Origin of the sequence: Desulfotignum balticum DSM 7044 (assembly GCF_000421285.1) — a bacterium.
In the GTDB taxonomy this organism is placed as follows: domain Bacteria; phylum Desulfobacterota; class Desulfobacteria; order Desulfobacterales; family Desulfobacteraceae; genus Desulfotignum; species Desulfotignum balticum.
In genome coordinates this window covers 3,229,486-3,248,008 of sequence record NZ_ATWO01000001.1, presented here as the reverse complement: position 1 = coordinate 3,248,008, position 18,523 = coordinate 3,229,486, and the positions used below count along the sequence as shown (strand labels likewise).

Sequence of the window (18,523 nt, the reverse complement as noted above, 5' to 3'; positions counted from 1 at the left end):
AGAGGCTATGTTTGATATGAAAAAAGTGCTGATGGCAGTGGGATTGATCCTGCTTATGCCCCTTGCCCTGTGCCTGGCCGGAGAGACCGGGGACCGGCTTTCCAAAGAGAGTGTGATTGAAAAGATCCAGAAAGACAAGGTGATCCGGGTGGGGATGTCCACATTCGTGCCCTGGGCCATGAAAGACAAACAAGGCAAACTGGTCGGATTTGAGATCGATGTGGCCCGGCAGCTGGCCAAAGACATGGGGGTGGATGTGGAGTTTGTGCCCACGGCCTGGTCCGGGATCATCCCGGCCCTGATGACCGGCAAGTTCGATGTGATTATCGGGGGCATGGGCATCACGGCTCAGCGGAACCTGAAAGTCAATTTTACCACGCCCTACGATTATTCAGGCATGTCCATGGTGGCCCACCGGAAAAAGGCCCAGGGCTTTTCCTCCCTGGCCGATTTTAACAAAAAGGATGTGAACGTTGCCGTGCGCATGGGAACCACGGCGGAACAGGCGGCCAGAAAGTTTCTGCCCAAAGCCAGCCTGCGGTTGTTTGAAAATGAAAGCCAGGCCCTGCAGGAACTGAACCTGGGTCGGGTCCATGCCGTGGTTTCTTCAGCCCCCATGCCCGTGTTCCATGCCTTGAAATATCCGGACAAGCTGTTTGTTCCTCTGGAAGAGAATTTTACCAAAGAGCCCATCGGATTTGCCATCCGCAAAGGAGACCCGGATGCCGTCAATTTTTTCAACAACTGGATCATCAATCAGCATGCCAGCGGGTTTTTAAAGGAGAAAAAAGCCTTTTGGTTTGAATCCAGAGACTGGGAAGATCTTGTTAAATAAATCTGTAAAACCATTGACCCTGGTGGATCTGGCTGTGGTACTGGCCGTGACTGCCGGGGTTTTCTTTTTTTTTGTGCGCATGGTCCAGGTGCTGGACTACCACTGGGACTGGCAGGCCATTCCCGGATATTTTCTGTTCAAAGACCCCGAGACCGGCCGGTTTCATGCCAACATGCTGCTCCAGGGGTTCGGCACCACCCTCAAACTGAGCATCTGGTCCATGGGAATCGCCTTTGTTCTGGGCACTTTGTCCGGCATCATGGGTGCCCGGGGCGGGTTTATCGGGCAGATGATCAGCCGGTTCTATGTGGAGACGGTGAGAAACATTCCGTCTCTGGTTCTGGTGATCCTGTTCTACTATTTTGTTTCCTCCCAGTTTCTGGATGCCATGGGCCTGGATCAATGGGTCAGAAATCAGAGCGCCCCCGTGACCCGGGCCATCTCTTTGTTGCTGGCGGAATCCGGGCAGATCAATGCATTTGTGTCTGCGGCCGCCGCCCTGGCCATTTATGAAGGCGCGTATATTTCTGAAATCGTGCGGGGCGGGATCAACGGGGTGTCCGGCGGGCAGTGGGAAGCAGCCTGGTCTCTGGGGTTGTCCCCGTTCAACACCTTCCGTCTGGTGATCCTGCCCCAGGCGTTCCGGCGGGCCGCATTTCCCCTGGCCGGCCAGTTCATCTCCACCATCAAGGATTCCGCCATTGTCTCGGTCATCTCGGTCCAGGAACTCACCTTCCAGGGCATGGAACTGATGGCAGCCACGTTTCTGACCTTTGAAATCTGGATCACCATCACCCTGCTGTATTTTATCCTGACCTTTTCCTTGTCCCGGACCATCTCGTTTTTTGAAAAGCGCATGGCCATCCGGCAGTAATCCCTTTTGCCGGTCACCCGGATGCCCTCCCTGGGCAGTGCCCGATTCATACTGGGGGGTTGTTTATATTCGGTTTAATATATCGTGAGTTCCGATGGTTCTGAAAATCAGTCCGTCTTCAACAAATTGAAACGTAAATCGATATTTCATGGTGATTGAACCCTCCCAACGATTTTTTGTTCCCTGTATCTGCTTGACCCTGAGCGATGGGTGTGATGGGTTTTCCAAAAAAAGAGAGAGTTTTTCATCAAAGGTCTTTTGAATTTTTTTTGGCAATTTTTGATACTCTTTTTTGAATCGTCTGCTGAATTGAAAAGAGTTTATTTTTTCAACCATTTCAACCCTTCTTTTGCAGAGTCGAATTTTCCGGATAACTGATCTTTTTCAATGTCTTCATCTGCCTGGGATTCCATTTTCTGCCATTCTTTTGTCCAATACCATCCCTGGGAAGGATCGATCAGTTTTCTGGGCTTTAAGATGATCTGATTTTCATGAATAGCCACTTCAAGATAATCACCCTTTTCTATCCCGAGACTGAGCATGATCTTTTTTGGTATGCGGATCTGCCCTTGGTGGCTTATTTTCATTATGGTTGATATTGACATCATGGCCCCTTTTGTAATCAATTAAGCAATTAAACTTTTAATCTATTTTAGGTCTTTAATTTATTCGCGTCAAGGGTTTACAGTTTTTTGGGGCTGTTACACCCGGCATTTCGAATGGCCCGGGCCAAAGCCTGGATCTTGGGGCCATCTTTTTTCCACATGCGGCAGGAGTCCACCAGAAATCCTTTTTCCTTGATATCTTCGAGATTGTCCGGCAGCGGGGCGGGGTTCCGGCGTTTCTCGGTCAGCCAGCCATGGACGATCTCCTGGGCCATGGCTTTGGTCAAAGTGGCCAGATGGGTGCAGCCTCTGGTACCGCCCATGATTTCACTGACCTTGCGGGTGAACCCGGGTTTGATCTCCAGCCCCGTTAAAAGCGGGACCCGGTCCAGGGTGGTGCGGCATGGTTCCATGGGAATGACGGGCATGTCCGCAAACGCCTCCACAATGCGCAGGGGATCCGGGGCGATCCGGCAGAACAGGCGGATATGGTGGATGGTGCCGGGTTCCAGGACTTTGCCCGTGATGTCGAATATTTTGATATACCGGGTATCCATGAGTTCTCCTGTGACAATGACCTGGCTGTTGTCATGGGGAAAGGTGGACATCCGGATATCCCGGGTATGGATCCGGGAGAGGTCTTTTATCAGGTCAGCCAGCATCTCAGCTCCTTTGGGTTGACTTTCCGGGAGGAAATCATTATGAGGGGTTAAAAATGAGTGCTTATGCTATCCTATAATGCCGGTGGATAGCAAGGGGGTATGCCATGACCCGGCAAATCACCTGCAAAGGTCTGCATAATGAAAAAAGGGTAACCCGCCATATATCGGCTTAAAACTTAAATCTTAACACTTAAAACTTTCATATCCCAAGGAGAACTTATGGCCTGCAAGATCGATGAAACAAAAATACAAGAAACCATTGCATTTCACGGGCATTCCTGCCCCGGCCTGGCCATCGGGATCCGGGCGGCGGAGCTGGCGTTGAGCCGCCTGGATTTTAGGCCGGGCGCCAACATGGTGTGCGTGACGGAAACCGATATGTGCGGGGTGGACGGCATCCAGTTTCTGACCGGGTGTACCTTCGGCAAGGGCAATTTGATTCATAAGGATTACGGCAAGGCCGGGTTCACTTTTTTTGACCGGGACAAATCGGAAGGGTTCCGGGCCTTGTTTCAGGATGACGCGATCCAGGCGTTTGAACCGGCCAACGGGGATTCGGAACGAGATGCCCGGACCCGGGCCATCATGGAGGCGGATCTGGCGGATCTGTTTTCCGTGTCTTCCGTGGCAGTCCCCCCCGTACGTCCGGCCCGGATTCTCGAGAGTATCATCTGCAAGGAATGCGGGGAAAAAGTGATGGAATCCCGGATCCGGCGGTTTGGCGGCCAAGACCTGTGTATCCCCTGTTTTTCCCGGCATGAGCAGAAAATCTAACATGTGAGCGGGTGTGAAACCTACCGGCCTATTCAGTGTCGCCGGGCAGTGAAAACAACACAGACACCCGGGTGCTGCCGTCACAGGCAGGCCCGGGTTTTTTGTCACAAACCGCCTGGCTGCCCGGGCATCGATCCGTGGCATCGGGAAGATGGCTGCACCGTGTCGAGGTCATGGAGATCTTGAAATTAAACCGTTCTGAAAAGATTTTCATGCGAAGCAGGTCGGCGCCTTTGCCGCCGGCATTGAAATCAAAGGGTGTTTTAGAGGAATATTGAAGGGTTTCCTGGGTGGTGAAAAATCCTTCAAAAATGCGTTTCTGGGCTTCTTCGGTCAATCCGATGCCCTGGTCATGGACCACCAGTTCCACATGCCGCCCTTTTTCATGCACCTGCACCTGGATGTCGCACCCGTCAGGGGTGTTTTCCACGGCATTGCGTATCAGGCCGTCCACCACTTTCTGTAACGGGTCCACAGGAATCCGGATGTCGGGCACGGGGATCAGCTGCGTGGTCAGGTGTACCTGCCGGTGGCTGAACAAGGGGCGCAGTGCCTGAACCCGGCCGTCCACAAACTGGTCGAGCTGAACCAAAACCGCATCCTGATGCGGGGTGGCATAAATTTTTTCCAGGGTTTGCCTGACTTTCTGAACCACCCGGCTTTCTCCGGTTTCTTCAGCGATCAGCGCCTCGATCATATCCGCACATTCATCAAATATCAGGCTGAAAACCGGGGTATGGTGAAACGATTTTTTTTCCAGAATATCATATACCTGGTCTTCAATATCGATGAGCCGTTTCAGATTCCGCTGCATCCGGTCCAGCGTGGGGTGCCAGGTGGCTTCAGGCAGGTCCGTCAGTTTTTTAGACAGCACTTTAATGGAACTGAGCAGCACAGCCACCGGGGTTCTGAGTTCGTGGGACAGATGGCTGATCATTTTGTCTTTGGCCGCGTTCAGGCTTTTGAGCTCTGCATTGGCTTTTTTCAGTTCTTCAGATACCCGGGCATTTTCAATGGACAGGGCCACGGTGGCGGCAATGGTACTCAGGGTTTTGAGATCCGTCTGATCAAAGGTGCCTTCTTTTTTGTTATCTGCCGAGATCACCCCGATAATCCGGGTATTGGAGTGCAGCGGCACCACCATGACATTTTTGATACGATATCCGATTTTTTCATCCCGGCTTTTGAAGGTATCCGGGTTTTCAGGAAGATAGTTCATGATCAATGGTTTGCCGCTTTGGACCACCTGGCCCGACAGCAGCTCATCCACGGGAAACCGGGTTTTTATGACCCGTTCCCTTGTGGTGGGGTCATCATGGGCCATGCCCAGAACATAGAATTCTTCGGCTTTTTCATCTAAAAGCATGACATTGGCGCCCAGGGTTCCCAGCAGTTCCTTGATCTCATTGCTGATATATTCCACAAGCCGGGAAAGTTCCGGATACTGGGGCAATGCCTGGCTGATGCGGTTGATGGCCCCCTGGTTCCGGTCAATGCGTTTTTCCATTGTCACATCCCGGAATACCATCACCATTCTGGCCGGCTGGAGGTCTTCATCCCGGTCGATTCCGATCCGGACCACCACATCCAGAACCTGTCCGGTTTTGGTCAATCGACGGGTGGTCAGTTTGACGACATTTCTGTTGGGCGGCAGGGCTTTGATTTTTTTGGCAAGCTCCCCTTGCAGGCGGGCCGGGATATATTGCCTGCCCCGGGTGCCTTTGAGTTCTTCCGGGGTCCAGCCGAAGGTATGGGTGAAAGCCGGGTTCAGATAAGTGATCAGACCTTTGGCGTTACGAATCAGCACGGGATAAGGGATGAACTGGAGAAACCGGCGGTGGTACTCGGCGGCAATCCGGTCTTTTTCCCAGAGCGCTTCCTGTTCAGCCAGCCGCGCTTCAAGGGTTTTGATTTTTTGCAGCAGCGGGTCTCGGGTGTTTGGGTCGGTCATAAATCTCCTAAAAAATTATGCAAACAATACCAGGCTGGCTGCCATCACGGCCATGCCGGCCACAACCCCGTACATGGCAATGTGGTGTTCGCCGTATTTTTCCGCTGTGGGCAGCAGTTCATCTAAAGAGATGAATACCATGATCCCGGCCACGGCAGCAAACATCACCCCGAACAAGGTATCCGTAATGTAGCGCAATACCAGAAAATACCCGATCACAGCCCCGGCCGGTTCAGCCAGACCGGATAGAAAAGACAGGCTGAATGCTTTTTTGCGGCTGCCCGTGGCGTAAAAAATAGGAACGGAAACGGCAATGCCTTCCGGAATATTGTGGATGGCAACGGCGACGGCAATGCTTAGCCCCAGGGCCGGGTCCGCCAGCGCCCCCACAAACGTGGCAATGCCTTCCGGAAAATTGTGGATGGCAATGGCCAGGGCGGAAAACATGCCCATGCGATGCAGGTTTTTCTTGTTTATCTTGAGGTCCTGGTCGGGGATATCTTCGACATCCCTGACTTCATGGGGATTTTCAAAACTCGGGACCAGAAAATCGATCGCTGCGATCAGGACAATTCCGCTGAAAAAGGCCAGTGTGGTCATCAGATATCCCTGGACGGGCCCTAAGGCGGCCTCAAGGGATTCTCTGGCTTTGACAAATATTTCCACTAAAGAGACATAGATCATGACCCCGGCGGAAAACCCTAAGGACGCGGTTAAAAACCGGGTGTTCGTGGTTTTGGCGAAAAAGGCCAAAGCACTGCCGATGCCTGTGGACAGGCCGGCCATCAGTGTGAGGGAAAAAGCAAAAAGCACCGTACCGGCATCATACGCCATGCGCGGAAATCTCCATGAAAAGGGGGGTGTCCGGGTTAAGTTACCGCATTTGTTTCAGGTTTTACCCGTTGGTTGTAATAATTTTTTCAGGGTAATGTCAATACACATTCATGCAGGATTGCTTGAATCCCGGCATCCGGTTCTTTTTTTCCACGGTCCGGGCCAGGGCAAAACTGTCCAGAAACTGCCGGGCATTGCCCGTTACAAAGGAAATAAGATGAATGTGCTGATCCAGAATCAGGCTGGCAGGGGTTTTGGATATGGCACCGCACACCAGGATGTTGACATGGTGTTTTTTCAGTGTATGAATCAGGTCGACGGGGGATTCGGGATCAAAATCCGTATAATAGTGTCTGGAAATTTTTTTGTCTGATATTTCCGCCACCAGCAGGGTGCTGGCCGCATCAAACACCGGAGAAATCCGGTTCCCCCACACGGTCACAGCCAGTTTCACAAAATGCCTCCACATACCGGGTTGGTGTGCTGTTTTATGCCTGAAATAAAAATTATGCAAAGCGTGTGCCGCCATTTTTCCAATTTTGTAAAAGAAAAGAAACCAAACCGCGTGATTCCGGATAAAGGGTATGACCACGAAATCCTGAGCGGTCTGTTTTTTTGAAAAATTTTGGCAATGGCAGGAACCGGGGTCGCAAAATCAGGACTGCTCTGCGGGGGATGGTTGCAATTATAACTTGATCCCCAGTTTTTTGATCCGCCTGAACAAGGTGCTTTTGTGGATGCCCAGGTCTTTGGCAGCGGCATTTCGATTGTAATTGTTTCGGGCAAGGGCATCTGAAATCAAATTGATCTGGGCCGCTTTCACGGGATCATCCACGGGGGCCTGGCAGGGGGTCTGCTTTTTTTGAACCAGAAATCCCGGCAGATGCTCACAGGAGATGATTCCTTCCTGGCACAGCACAAAGGCGTGTTCAATAATATTTTCCAGCTCCCGGATGTTGCCGGGAAACGTATGGGACATGAGCGATGCCAGCACGGCATGGTCGATTCCCTGGATGAATTTGCCCTGGCGCAGGTTCAGTTTTGAGACAAAGCGTTCCACCAGCAGCGGGACGTCCTCCATGCGCTGGCGCAGCGGAGGCAGAAACAGCTTGACCACATTGACCCGGTAATACAGGTCCTGCCGGAACTGGTCCGCTTCCATGAGTTCGGACAGGTCCCGGTTGGTGGCCGCAATGATCCGGACATCGGTTTCTTCTTTTTCCACACCGCCCAAAGGGGTGTATTCATGTTCCTGGAGCACCCGGAGCAGGCTCACCTGAAACGCCGGGCTGGTGTCCCCGATTTCATCCAGAAACACGGTGCCGCCCCGGGCCAGGGCGAATTTGCCGGGTTTGTCCTTGACGGCATGGGTGAACGCCCCTTTTTTGTATCCAAACAGTTCGGATTCCAGCAATGTGTCGGGCAGGGCCCCGCAGTTGATGGCCATGAAAGGTTTGTCTTTTCTGGGTCCCATGTTGTGGATGGCCCGGGCCATCAGTTCCTTGCCCGTCCCGGTTTCCCCTTCAATGAGCACGGTGGCGTCGGACTGGGATATCTGGGGCAGGATGGTGAATATTTTTTTCATGGCGTTGCTGTTGCTGACAATGTCTTCCACATGAAAACTGGCGGACAGTTGTTTGCGCAGCGCTTCCACCAGAGAATGGTCCCTGAAGATTTCCACCCCGCCCAGCACTTCCCCGTGTTTATCGATGAGCAGAGACGTGGACACGGAAATGGGGATTTTCTTCTGGTTGGAATCAATGATATACGCGGAAGTGGACACATAAGGCTTACCTTCTTCCATGGTTTTTTTCAAAGCGCATTCCGCCTCGCACATATTGGACCGGAACACCTCCCAGCAGTGCCGGCCGATGGCTTCCTTTCTGGAGATGCCCGTGATTTCTTCGGCCGCCCGGTTAAACGAAGTGATTTCCCAGTTATAGTCAATGGTGAACACGCCGTCGGAAATGCACTCCAGAATAATCTGGGTGGTTTCCTGTGTCAGAGGGCCGGATATTTTTTTCGGATCAATCATGACAGCTCGCTTTTTTTTGTGCGTTGCGTCAACTGCTTCACCTGCTCAAGATAATGATTTTTGCACAAAGTTTCAACCGCGGTCATGTGTGAAAACGCCGGAATGAAATCAACGTCTCCTGTGGCAAATACCCCATGGCCATAAACAATCACCGTGTCGGACGTATCAAAGGCTTTTGGCAGGGTATGGCACAGCCCGAAGGGGCCTGTGCCCACTTCACCCGGAACAATGGGGATGTTTTTGATATGCCGGGGAACGGGGCAATGGGTATGGCACCGGGTATTAAAGGGACAGCACGCTTTTTGATCCGGATCGCAGTCCATGGACAGAATCACGCTGAACCGGGGGTGCCCGTGGAGAATGGCCCGGCATCCCGTGCGGGCAATGATTTCCAAATGAGCCGACAATTCGCTGGACGCCGTGATGCCGGCGGAAGACGATCCGTCCAGAGGCACGGGATCAATGCATCCTTCCAGCTCATCTAAGGCCGCACCCGTCTGGCTGATGTAAAGGGTATGGTTCAGGCAACAGGAAATATTGCCGAAATAAGAATCCACCAGCCCGTCGGCCACCACCTGCTTTCCTGCCTGGGACATGGCGGCTGTCGCCTTTGCTTCATCCGTGAAAGGACCGGACATCAGAGAAAAAGAAGGGGGTGAAACAGTCCCGGGTTGGGACGCTTCCAGAAACGGCAGGGTCTGCTGGTACACGGCATCCATTTCCGGGTCCGTGTGCCCGGTTTTCAATTCGGTCAGATAATCGGAGAAAAATTTTACAAAACAGGCAAAGCACACGGAACTGACATGCACAAATCCCTGTTCCGGGGTGACGGTTCCCGGTGCGATCACGGCAGGCCCCCGGGATTGGCCGCGGCGATCTTTTGTTAAAATGATCACGGTTTTTCTGCGGGACAGGTCCTGGACCATGCCCTGGGCCGTGAATTGATCTGCCACGGGCAGGTCATGAAGAAACGTGCGGGTTTCACAGTCCGTGGGCGTGATTCGTCCCGTGGTTTTCAAGGCCCGTTCCGCCAGAAACCCGATGATCCGATCATAGGGCGGGGCCGGTCTTAAAAACACCAGGGAATTGATGGCCAGACGGTCAAACACAGATGTCAACACCGGGATTTCCCGGGCCGTCCGGTTCCATACCAGGGCCTGGTCCTTTCCGCCGATCAAGGGCGCATTCGCCCCCCGGGCCGTGGCCAGGCCGGCATGGATCAGCTTGTCGGCATATTTTTGGACCAGATCATCCATGGAGATCGAGCCCCAGTTGTTTTGCTTTTTCTTTGGTGGGCAACCCGCCCGGGGTCAGTCCCCGCACCTCGTAATAAGCGGCTTTGGCGGATTCAAACCCGGCCCGGTCAATGGGCGGCACTAAAAATTGCGCACATCCGGTGCCGGGATGGTCAAAAAACCGGTCCGGCAGGGTATCGTGCCGGGCATCAAATCCGTTCAGGCTGTTGATGATGCGTTCATTGTAAACGATTTTTTCACCCACAGCCAACAGATCCCGGGCCGTGACCGGGTTTCCCGTGACCCCGTGCAAGGCATTGGCATATTCCTCAAGGCCTGCGGCAAAAAAAGTGAATTTGCATGCAATCAACGAATCCACCACGGCATTAAGGTCTTCGGAAATTTTGATGATCCGGGCTTTGCCGGAAAAAGAGAACCGGTCCGTGGCCACGGGTTTGCGCAAAATTTCATGGGAGATGGGATAGGCCCGCAGATGGCAGCCGCCCCGGGTGGACATGGCATACCCCAATGCCATGCCATAAGCCCCTCTTGGATCATAAGCCGGCAGTTCCAGGCCCTTGACGGCCATGGCCGCGGCCGGATATCCCATGGATTGGGCATAATGGGCGGCCCCGTGTTTCAGGTCTTTGCCTTGTCCCCGGTCAAACGCGATATCTTCCAGAAGGGTCATCAGGGATTCGGGTGTCAGATCCCGGCCCGTGATTTCCCGGAAACAGGCCAGGGCCGATGCCGCTGAAATGGTGTCCATGCCCAGCCGGTTGCATACCTGGTTGGCGGCCGTCACCGCGTGGATGTCGTCCAGACCGATCAGGGCCGTGAAATGGGACATGGCTTCAAATTCAGGCAGACTTGCCCCGGGATCGGACCGGGTGGCGATTTTTTTGCACAAAATATGGCATCCCTTGCACCCGTGCCGTCGGGGCTGAAATGCCGCGGCATAGGCATGGGCGTTCAGGCGGGATGCCGGGTCAAACCGGGTGGCCGTGAAATTGCGGGTGGGCATCATGCATCGGTTGTCCATCAGATCATACAGGGCCCCCGTGCCCAGGCAAGACAGTCCGAATTGCCCCATGAGCGCGGGAGAGGCGGCCGTGAGCCGGACAATGTCTTCTCTGGCCTGTTTGAGCATTTTCAGATATTTGACCCGGGTGCGGCCCGTGCCGGACACCCGGATATATTTGATTTTTTTGACACCTAAGCTTGCGCCTAAGCCTGTGCGGCCGGCCGCATGATATTGATCCGTGATCACGGCGGCAAACCGCACCCCGTTTTCCCCGGCCGGGCCGATACAGGCCAGACTGTCTTTTCCCGGCGCCAGTGTGTCATGAACCCGGTCCGCGGGCATGCCCCATAACCGGCCGGCCGGGATCAAGGTGATCTGGTTGTCCTGAATATGGATGCCCACGGGGGTATCGCTTTTTCCGGTGATGACCAGACCGTCCCATCCGGCCCGTTTGAGCTGAACCCCCATTTTGCCGCCCATGGACCCATCCCCCACCAGCCCGGTCAACGGGGAGATGGACATCATGTGGCATCGGCCGGAAGTCGGGGCAATGGTGGCGGTCAAAGGACCGGTGAACAGGCAGACCGGCATATCTTCATGGTCCCAGCCCAGATTGGCGGCCGGGCGCACAAACAGCCCCCCGAAGCCCCGGCCCCCGATATGTCCGGCATAGGTTTCCGGGGACAGAGACAGGGGGCGGATCTGTCCCCGGGTCAGATCAATAAGGGCAATGTGTCCGGTCCACCCGTACATGGGTTAATAATAGACCGGGTTCCACACCATGTGATCGATCAGGGTGTTGAGCCGTTCCGGATCATTGTTGTGCTTGAACCGGGAAAACGCGCATCCATCCCCGGTCACGCCGGCGTTGATGGCTTCGGCCCCCACCTGTTTGGCCACGGCAATGGACACTTCTCTCAGCTGATCCAGGGGCGGGCACAAAATCCCGTCCGCCAGGTCCTGATCCGAGATAAACCCGGCCACGGCATGGGCTGCGGCAGAGAAAAATACGGGCAGCACCCGGGTGGCGCCGGACGCCACAATTCCCAGACCGATGCCCGGAAACACAAACGCATTGTTCATCTGGCCGATGCGGTATGATTTGCCGTTGTAGGTCACGGGGGCAAAGGGCGATCCCGTGGCCACCAGGGCCTGGCCGTTGCTCCACTGGTACAGGTCTTTGGGCAGGGCCTCCGCATTGGTGGTGGGATTGCTCAAAGGCAAAATGACCGGTTTTTTTGAAATCTGCATCATGGCATCCACAATGGACGGGTCAAAGCAGCCGGTCTGGCCGGAGGTGCCGATGAGTACCGTGACTTTTGCCTGGAGAATGGCATTTTTCAATGTATTGTCTGCCTGTGTTTTCAACCAGGGCAGGTCGGCCGGATCCTGGGCGAATTTGTGTTTATAAGGTTCCAGATCCCGGTCCGTGGTGACCACACCTTTGGAATCTATGGTGAAAATGCGCTTTCTGGCCGCCGTTTCATCCATGCCCTGTTCAATGAGTTCGGTCCAGATCTGTTCGGCAATGCCCACGCCCCCGGCACCGGCCCCGTTCACCAGAAATACCTGGTCGGTCAAGGATTCATTTTTGGATTTCATGGCCGCCAGAATACCGGCCAAAGTGATGGAACCCGTGCCCTGGATATCATCGTTGAACGAGATCACCTGGTCCAGGTATTTGTCCCGCACGGAAAACGCGGTTTGTTTGGAAAAATCCTCCCACTGGCACAGGGCTTTGGGAAACACTTTTTTAAAGGCGTTGACGAATTTTTCAATGAACCGGTCATAGGCCTCTCCTGTCAGGCGTTTGTTCCGCCAGCCCAGATACCCGGGGTCATCCAGCAACGTTTGATTGTCGGTTCCCACATCCAGGGAAATGGGCAGGCAGTGCCAGGGAGCGATGCCCGCGCCCTGGGTGTACAGCATCAGTTTACCCAGGCAGATGGGAATACCCCCGGCACCCTGGTCCCCGATTCCCAGGATGCCCTGGTTGTCCGTGACCACGGCCACCCGGATGTCCTTGTCCGTGTAGTTGGCCAGAATATATTCTGCATAGTCGATATTGTCGGGAAACAGATGGATCCCGTTGGCCCGGCGGAACATACTGGAATACTGCTGGCAGGCCAGGCCCACGGTGGGGGTATAGATAATGGGCAGAAACTGGGTGACATCGCTGGCGATCACGGCATGGGCCAGAACCACGTTGCGGTCGTACAGGCTTCGGATGTAGATGAATTTTTCAATATCATTTTCTTTTTTGGCAATGATATCCAGGCTGTTCTGCACCTGTTCTTCCAGGGTTTTGACCCGGAAGGGAAGATATCCGCTCAGCTTGAGGCGGATCCGTTCTTCAATGGAGAATGCCGTGCCTTTGCTGATATTGTTGAAGCGAAGAATGTCAAATCCACGAAGATTGATGGTAACTCCCGTGGTTTCGCCGTATTCGCCGTATTCAAATTCGTAATGATTGATTTCCATGGTGTAAAGTTCCTCTTGTTTTTAATTAAATGCCGGTTGAACAAGCGATCCGATCATAGCATATATTTTTAATATACAAAACAAGATATGAAACAATACACCGCATCATCCCGGGATCATCCGGCGCAGTCCATGTAAAGGTATTGTTGTCCCGGCCAGGCATTGTCATCCCACAGGCCTGGCCGGATGCTCAATCAGACTTCTTCCTGCTGTTTGCGTAAATCTTTTCGCAGAATTTTGCCGACATTGGATTTGGGAAGCTCTTCCCGGAATTCCACGGCCACGGGCAGTTTGTATCGGGCCAGTCTTTCGGCGCAATAATCGATCACCTCTTTTTCCGTCAGGGTCTGGCCCTGTTTGAGCACCACAAACGCTTTGATGGATTCCCCGCGTTTGGGATGCGGAATGCCCACGGCACAGGCTTCCACAATTTTGGGGTGCTCATACAGCACCTCATCGATGTCCCTGGGATAGACATTGTATCCCCCGGAGATGATCATGTCCTTGATGCGGTCCACAATGTAGAAATAGCCGTCCTCATCCATTTTCGCCACATCGCCGGTGCACAGAAACCCTTCTTTGGTCAGGGTTTTGGCGGTTTCTTCGGGTTTGTTCAAATACCCTTTCATGATCTGGGGCCCCCGCATGAGCAGCTCGCCGGGTTCTCCCGCGGGCATCTCTTTGGCCGGGTCTTCCAGGTCCACGATCCGGCATTCCGTGACAGGCAGGGGCACCCCGATGCTGCCGACCTTGCGCCGGCCCCGGAACGGATTCACATGGGTTACGGGAGACGATTCCGTGAGACCGAATCCCTCCACAATAATGGAGCCGGTTTTTTTCTCAAATTTATTGATCACTTCCACGGGCAAAGGCGCACTTCCGGAAAAACAGCCCTTGATGCTGGTCAGGTCCGTGTGTTCCAGATCCGGATGATCCAGTATGCCGATATACATGGTGGGAACCAGGGGCGCAAACGTGACTTTGAATTTGGAAATGGCTTCCAGCAGCGGTTCCGCCTGGGGCTTGGGCACCAGCACATTGGCCCAGGCCAGGCGGATGGCCAGGTTCATGGACACGGACATGCCGAACACATGGAAAAACGGCAATGCCCCCAGCATGATTTCCGCGCCTTTGTCAAATTCAGGAAACCAGGTCTCGATCTGCTGAATCTGGCAGGAGATGTTTCCGTGGGTGAGGATGACCCCCTTGGAAACGCCCGTGGTGCCGCCCGTATACTGATACATGGCCACATCATCCATGGTCAGTTCGGCCTGGGTGGTATCCGGGGTGTACCGGGCCATGATATCTTTGAACGCATGCAGATCCGGGGCCGGGGACACGTCTTTTGCCAGCCCTTTTTTCTTGGCAATCAGCGGGAACAGAAGCCGCTTGACAAACGGAAGATAATCGCCGATGGAGGTGTACACAATGGTTTTGATATCGGTTTTTTCCCGTAGTTTCACCATTCGTTCCACCAAAAGATCCAGGGTAATGAGAAATTTGGCACTGGAATCCGTAAACTGGTGTTCCAGCTCCCGGTCCGAGTACAGCGGGTTGTTGAACACCACAATGCCGCCGATTCTTAAAATAGCATAATACGCCACCACACAGGGGATCACATTGGGCAGAAGAATGGCCACACTGTCCCCTTTTTGGATACCGAAATCCTTGAGCGCAGCGGCAAATTTTCCCACCATGTCATCCAGTTCTTTAAAACTCACATTGTATCCCTGGAAAATCAGGGCAGTATGATCCGGAAACTGAGCCGCCGACTGGGTCAAATATTGCGGCACCAGAATGTCTTCAAAATCAATGGTGCCCGGAATATTGGGCTCATAGGAATTCAGCCAGATTTTTTTTTCATATGTACTTTGGTCGGCCAAGGTCAGCTCCTTTCAAAAAAAAGTTAAGTCATCCCCGTGATTGCGGGCAACCCGTTGGTTTCGGTCATAATTATTTATTGATACAATAAACCGCTTTAAGACACAGGTGTCAAGAAGAAAACAATGTTTCATGTCTGAAAGGAGAAGACAGACCCTGCCCGGCAGGAGGGTGATCTGAAGTGCAATACCTGGGATAAGACTTAATGGAGCAAAGAACTTTGTCTGCGGTTTCTGCCTGAAACGGTCTGGCCCAGAATCCATCCGAAAAAAATGACCCCGAACCCGGCCAGAAACCATTTGATCATACTGATCTTAAACAGGTTTTCAGATTCTTTTTCCAGCGTTGCAACCCGTTCGGCCAGCTGCTGGTTCTCTTTTTCCAGGCGTTTGTTTTTTTCCAGCACCTGGTACAGGTCTTCCGTATTCCCGGACATGGTTGCCAGCTTGTTTTTGAGTTGTTCATGGGCCGTGGACAATTCCGTGAACTGTTTTTTCAATGCCGCATGTTCCTGTTTCATCTGTTGGATTATCTGGGATTTGGGCGTATCAAATGTCACAAACTGCTGGTCCACCCAACCTGTGTCACCGCTCGACAGCCGCACCTTGTAATACCCGCCCTGTTCATCTAAAAGGGTCATTCGTGTATCGCTTTCCAGGGTTTTCACCACGGGATACGACGGTCCGGGCCCCTGCCGGAAGGTCAGAATCAGCCGGTCTGTGACATAGCCGGTACGGGATTGGGAATAGCCCGCAACCGTGCTGAAAACAAGAATCAAACTTACCAAAAGAAAAGAAAATAGTCGCATGTGGCCTCCGGGTGTTTTTGTTCCTTCAATACCAAGTTTGAGATTATTTTACAATCCCCGGCCAAAGACAAAGAAAAAAACTTGATAAATTGCAGGAAACATGGGTATCACATAAACGAGAATCGCAATACGCCGGAACCTGTGTGTCTGGAAAATTATTTAAATGGAGTGCTTTTATGAGTCACAAACACGAACACAGCCATCCCCATGATCATGATCATACCCACGAACATGACCATACCCACGAACATGACCATACCCACGAACATGATCATGCCCATACCCATGACGCAAAACCGGACATGTCCACCAAAGAAAAACTGGCCGTGCTTCTGGCCCACTGGGTGGATCACAATGACAGCCACAAGGACAATTACTATTCCTGGGCCAAAAAAGCAAAACAGGCCGGGCTGGACACGATTGCGGCCCACCTGAAACAGGCCGGGGACCTGTCTGAACAGGTGACGCAGCAGTTGAAACAGGCCGGTGAACACCTGCATGGATAAAATGATCCGGCACCTGGCCGGCCAGCGGTTGATGCTGGGATTCAACGGGACAAGATTCAATAAGGATCTGGAAACCATCATCCGTGAGTATCAGGCCGGGGGCATTATTTTGTTTAAGCCCAATATCGTTTCCCCGGATCAGGTGGCAACCCTGTGCGCCTGTGCCCAGGCATATGCCGCATCCTGCAATCTGCCCCCGCTGTTTATTGCCGTGGACCAGGAGGGCGGGGCTGTGTCACGGCTCCCGCCCCCGTTCACCCAGTTTGGCGGCAACCCTTTGATCCGAACCCGGGAACAGGCAGAAGCCTTTGCCCGGATCACGGCCAGAGAACTCAAGCAGGCGGGGATCAACATGAATCTGGCGCCGGTCATGGATGTGGTGCCCCCGGGCACGGATTCCATCATGAAAACCCGGGCGTTTCCCGGAGACGCCGAGGCCGTGGCGGATCTGGGCACCACCGTGATCCGGACTCTGCAATCATCGGGCATCATGGCCGTGGCCAAGCATTTTCCGGGCATCGGCCGCACCGTGCTGGATTCCCACCATCATCTGCCTGAACTGGATGTGGGCATGGCTGATTTTCAGGCCGTGGACCTGGTTCCCTTTGAAGCAGCCGTGCGTGCGGATGCGGCCGGTATCATGATATCCCATGTTCTGTGTCCCCGGCTGGATCCCCGGTGGCAGGCCAGCCTGTCTAAGGCCATTGCCCGGGATCTGGTCCGGCATACCCTGGGATTTGACGGCCTGGTACTCACGGATGATCTGGACATGAAAGCCATTGACCAGGATATGGACACCTGCATGGCCCGGATTCTGGCATCTCAAATCGATCTGGCACTGATCTGTCACCAGGGGCCGGACATTGAAAAAGCCGTCATTGCCCTGACCCGGCAGCTGGCATCCGACCCGGAAGCCCAGGAATCCGGCCGGGTGTGCCTGGAAAGAATGTACGGGTACAAGGAAAAGTACTTAGGATGGAAAAAACCGGATCAGTGGTGATTTTTTTGTCAGGCAGACAGGTTCAGGGCCCTGGAAAACACGTCCCCGTCCAGGCCGCAGAGATGGCCGTCCCGGATCATGGCCGCGCCCCTGGCCGCCACCATGGCGGCATTGTCCCCGCACAAAGACACGGACGGGGCAATGACTTCAATCTGATGCCGGGCCGCCCGGCGGGTCAGGGCCGCCACCAGGGTCTGGTTGGCGGAAACCCCGCCGGAAATGCCGATCTGCCGGCAGTGCCGGGATTGGGCAGCCGCCAGCAGTTTTTCGCACACCACATCGATGACCGCCGCCTGGAACGCAGCCGCCACCCGGGCTTTGTCCGGGTCGCCTTGCAGCGGATGGTCATGAACATACCGGGCCACGGCGGATTTAAGCCCTGAAAAACTGAAATCAAAACTGCCTTTTTCCAGCAAAGATCTGGGAAACACAATATCTCCGGGGTCACTGTGCTTTGCCATCGCCTCGATCACGGGACCGCCGGGATATCCCAGGCCCAACGTTTTGGCGACTTTGTCAAAGGCTTCTCCGGCCGCATCGTCCCGGGTCTGGCCCATCAGTTCAAACCGGTTGTCGGAAACCACATGATAAATATTGGTATGTCCGCCCGACACCACCAGGGCGATAAAGGGAAACTCAGGGGCCGGCCGGCATAACAGCAGGGAATGAATATGGGCTTCCAGGTGATTGACCCCGGCAAAAGGCAGGTTTTTGGCCCAGGCAAAGGCTTTGGCAAAGGTAAATCCCACCAGGAGCGCCCCCACAAGCCCGGGTCCCCGGGTGGCCGCCACCCCGTCCATATCTTGAATCGACAGGTTGGCCTCATCCATGGCCCGGGTCACCACGGGGGTGATGGCCTGGACATGCATGCGGGAGGCCAGCTCCGGAACCACGCCGCCATAGGGTCTGTGCGCATCCACCTGGGATGCGATCACTGAAGACAGAATCCGGTTGTGTCCGTCTACAACGGCGGCGGCGGTTTCATCACACGACGATTCAATACCCAGAACAATCATAA

At 53.9% G+C, this 18,523-nt stretch carries 18 protein-coding genes; 5 read left to right on the top strand and 13 right to left on the bottom strand.

Going from position 1 to position 18,523, the window contains the following annotated elements:
• Window positions 1-7: 7 nt before the first annotated feature.
• Together K365_RS0116400 and K365_RS0116395 are read left to right on the top strand one after the other, a co-directional pair.
• A complete protein-coding gene (locus K365_RS0116400; RefSeq protein WP_024335457.1) occupies window positions 8-835 on the top strand; it encodes a transporter substrate-binding domain-containing protein in 828 nt (275 codons plus the stop codon).
• Complete coding sequence (locus K365_RS0116395; RefSeq protein ID WP_024335456.1) at window positions 825-1,709, top strand: amino acid ABC transporter permease; 885 nt, start codon at window positions 825-827, stop codon at window positions 1,707-1,709. Before K365_RS0116400 ends, K365_RS0116395 begins: the two co-directional genes overlap by 11 nt.
• Before the next feature lie 63 nt (window positions 1,710-1,772).
• Here K365_RS0116395 and K365_RS0116390 read toward each other — a convergent pair whose 3' ends face one another.
• The 3 genes from K365_RS0116390 to K365_RS0116380 form a co-directional block, all read right to left on the bottom strand.
• Complete coding sequence (locus K365_RS0116390) at window positions 1,773-2,045, bottom strand: type II toxin-antitoxin system RelE/ParE family toxin (protein WP_029725442.1); 273 nt, start codon at window positions 2,043-2,045, stop codon at window positions 1,773-1,775.
• Entirely contained in the window at window positions 2,030-2,317 is a 288-nt protein-coding gene (locus K365_RS0116385; protein ID WP_211221127.1) for an AbrB/MazE/SpoVT family DNA-binding domain-containing protein, read from the bottom strand. The genes K365_RS0116390 and K365_RS0116385 overlap by 16 nt, the downstream gene beginning before the upstream one ends.
• Window positions 2,318-2,391: 74 nt before the next feature.
• Window positions 2,392-2,976, bottom strand: a complete 585-nt coding sequence (locus tag K365_RS0116380; protein WP_024335453.1) for a DUF2889 domain-containing protein — start codon at window positions 2,974-2,976, stop codon at window positions 2,392-2,394.
• A 219-nt stretch (window positions 2,977-3,195) separates the two neighbouring features.
• Here K365_RS0116380 and K365_RS0116375 point away from each other — a divergent pair, with 219 nt between their 5' ends.
• A complete protein-coding gene (locus K365_RS0116375) occupies window positions 3,196-3,750 on the top strand; it encodes an FmdE family protein (protein ID WP_024335452.1) in 555 nt (184 codons plus the stop codon).
• A 28-nt stretch (window positions 3,751-3,778) separates the two neighbouring features.
• Here K365_RS0116375 and K365_RS0116370 read toward each other — a convergent pair whose 3' ends face one another.
• From K365_RS0116370 to K365_RS0116325, 9 genes are all read right to left on the bottom strand, one after another.
• Window positions 3,779-5,701 carry a sensor histidine kinase gene (locus tag K365_RS0116370; RefSeq protein WP_024335451.1) on the bottom strand — a complete coding sequence of 641 codons (1,923 nt, stop codon included), beginning with the start codon at window positions 5,699-5,701 and terminating at the stop codon, window positions 3,779-3,781.
• A gap of 15 nt (window positions 5,702-5,716) precedes the next feature.
• Entirely contained in the window at window positions 5,717-6,535 is an 819-nt protein-coding gene (gene zupT / locus K365_RS0116365; protein WP_006967278.1) for a zinc transporter ZupT, read from the bottom strand.
• A gap of 97 nt (window positions 6,536-6,632) precedes the next feature.
• Window positions 6,633-6,989 (bottom strand): NifB/NifX family molybdenum-iron cluster-binding protein, encoded by a 357-nt coding sequence (locus tag K365_RS0116360; RefSeq protein ID WP_006967279.1) that lies wholly within the window; start codon window positions 6,987-6,989, stop codon window positions 6,633-6,635.
• A gap of 231 nt (window positions 6,990-7,220) precedes the next feature.
• Window positions 7,221-8,570 carry a sigma-54 interaction domain-containing protein gene (locus K365_RS0116350; RefSeq protein ID WP_024335450.1) on the bottom strand — a complete coding sequence of 450 codons (1,350 nt, stop codon included), beginning with the start codon at window positions 8,568-8,570 and terminating at the stop codon, window positions 7,221-7,223.
• Complete coding sequence (locus K365_RS0116345) at window positions 8,567-9,826, bottom strand: class II aldolase/adducin family protein (RefSeq protein WP_006967281.1); 1,260 nt, start codon at window positions 9,824-9,826, stop codon at window positions 8,567-8,569. The genes K365_RS0116350 and K365_RS0116345 overlap by 4 nt, the downstream gene beginning before the upstream one ends.
• Entirely contained in the window at window positions 9,819-11,582 is a 1,764-nt protein-coding gene (locus tag K365_RS0116340) for an aldehyde ferredoxin oxidoreductase family protein (protein ID WP_024335449.1), read from the bottom strand. Before K365_RS0116340 ends, K365_RS0116345 begins: the two co-directional genes overlap by 8 nt.
• A 3-nt stretch (window positions 11,583-11,585) precedes the next feature.
• Entirely contained in the window at window positions 11,586-13,310 is a 1,725-nt protein-coding gene (locus K365_RS0116335) for an NAD-dependent malic enzyme (RefSeq protein WP_024335448.1), read from the bottom strand.
• 194 nt (window positions 13,311-13,504) lie between these two features.
• The gene (locus tag K365_RS0116330) at window positions 13,505-15,193 is read right to left on the bottom strand and encodes a long-chain-fatty-acid--CoA ligase (RefSeq protein ID WP_024335447.1); all 1,689 of its coding nucleotides are present in this window, start codon (window positions 15,191-15,193) and stop codon (window positions 13,505-13,507) included.
• A gap of 200 nt (window positions 15,194-15,393) precedes the next feature.
• Window positions 15,394-15,999, bottom strand: coding sequence for a TIGR04211 family SH3 domain-containing protein (locus K365_RS0116325; RefSeq protein ID WP_024335446.1), 606 nt, complete (start codon window positions 15,997-15,999; stop codon window positions 15,394-15,396).
• Between the two features lie 176 nt (window positions 16,000-16,175).
• On the opposite strand from K365_RS0116325, the gene K365_RS28500 reads away from it, so the two are divergent.
• Window positions 16,176-16,505 carry a DUF8180 domain-containing protein gene (locus K365_RS28500; RefSeq protein ID WP_024335445.1) on the top strand — a complete coding sequence of 110 codons (330 nt, stop codon included), beginning with the start codon at window positions 16,176-16,178 and terminating at the stop codon, window positions 16,503-16,505.
• Window positions 16,498-17,505, top strand: coding sequence for a glycoside hydrolase family 3 N-terminal domain-containing protein (locus K365_RS0116315; RefSeq protein WP_024335444.1), 1,008 nt, complete (start codon window positions 16,498-16,500; stop codon window positions 17,503-17,505). Before K365_RS28500 ends, K365_RS0116315 begins: the two co-directional genes overlap by 8 nt.
• A gap of 8 nt (window positions 17,506-17,513) precedes the next feature.
• Here the strand turns inward: K365_RS0116315 and tsaD are convergent, their stop codons facing one another.
• A complete protein-coding gene (tsaD, locus tag K365_RS0116310; RefSeq protein WP_024335443.1) occupies window positions 17,514-18,521 on the bottom strand; it encodes a tRNA (adenosine(37)-N6)-threonylcarbamoyltransferase complex transferase subunit TsaD in 1,008 nt (335 codons plus the stop codon).
• Between the last annotated feature and the right edge of the window lie 2 nt (window positions 18,522-18,523).

Bases quoted from the DNA above. Each gene is read 5' to 3' on its own strand.
- K365_RS0116370 (WP_024335451.1), bottom strand. From the start codon at position 5,701: ATGACCGACCCAAACACCCGAGACCCGCTGCTGCAAAAAATCAAAACC.
- tsaD (WP_024335443.1), bottom strand. From the start codon at position 18,521: ATGATTGTTCTGGGTATTGAATCGTCGTGTGATGAAACCGCCGCCGCC.
- K365_RS0116385 (WP_211221127.1), bottom strand. From the start codon at position 2,317: ATGATGTCAATATCAACCATAATGAAAATAAGCCACCAAGGGCAGATC.
- K365_RS28500 (WP_024335445.1), top strand. From the start codon at position 16,176: ATGAGTCACAAACACGAACACAGCCATCCCCATGATCATGATCATACC.
- K365_RS0116375 (WP_024335452.1), top strand. From the start codon at position 3,196: ATGGCCTGCAAGATCGATGAAACAAAAATACAAGAAACCATTGCATTT.
- K365_RS0116390 (WP_029725442.1), bottom strand. From the start codon at position 2,045: ATGGTTGAAAAAATAAACTCTTTTCAATTCAGCAGACGATTCAAAAAA.
- K365_RS0116380 (WP_024335453.1), bottom strand. From the start codon at position 2,976: ATGCTGGCTGACCTGATAAAAGACCTCTCCCGGATCCATACCCGGGAT.
- K365_RS0116350 (WP_024335450.1), bottom strand. From the start codon at position 8,570: ATGATTGATCCGAAAAAAATATCCGGCCCTCTGACACAGGAAACCACC.
- K365_RS0116325 (WP_024335446.1), bottom strand. From the start codon at position 15,999: ATGCGACTATTTTCTTTTCTTTTGGTAAGTTTGATTCTTGTTTTCAGC.
- K365_RS0116340 (WP_024335449.1), bottom strand. From the start codon at position 11,582: ATGTACGGGTGGACCGGACACATTGCCCTTATTGATCTGACCCGGGGA.
- K365_RS0116335 (WP_024335448.1), bottom strand. From the start codon at position 13,310: ATGGAAATCAATCATTACGAATTTGAATACGGCGAATACGGCGAAACC.
- zupT (WP_006967278.1), bottom strand. From the start codon at position 6,535: ATGGCGTATGATGCCGGTACGGTGCTTTTTGCTTTTTCCCTCACACTG.
- K365_RS0116315 (WP_024335444.1), top strand. From the start codon at position 16,498: ATGGATAAAATGATCCGGCACCTGGCCGGCCAGCGGTTGATGCTGGGA.
- K365_RS0116345 (WP_006967281.1), bottom strand. From the start codon at position 9,826: ATGGATGATCTGGTCCAAAAATATGCCGACAAGCTGATCCATGCCGGC.
- K365_RS0116400 (WP_024335457.1), top strand. From the start codon at position 8: ATGTTTGATATGAAAAAAGTGCTGATGGCAGTGGGATTGATCCTGCTT.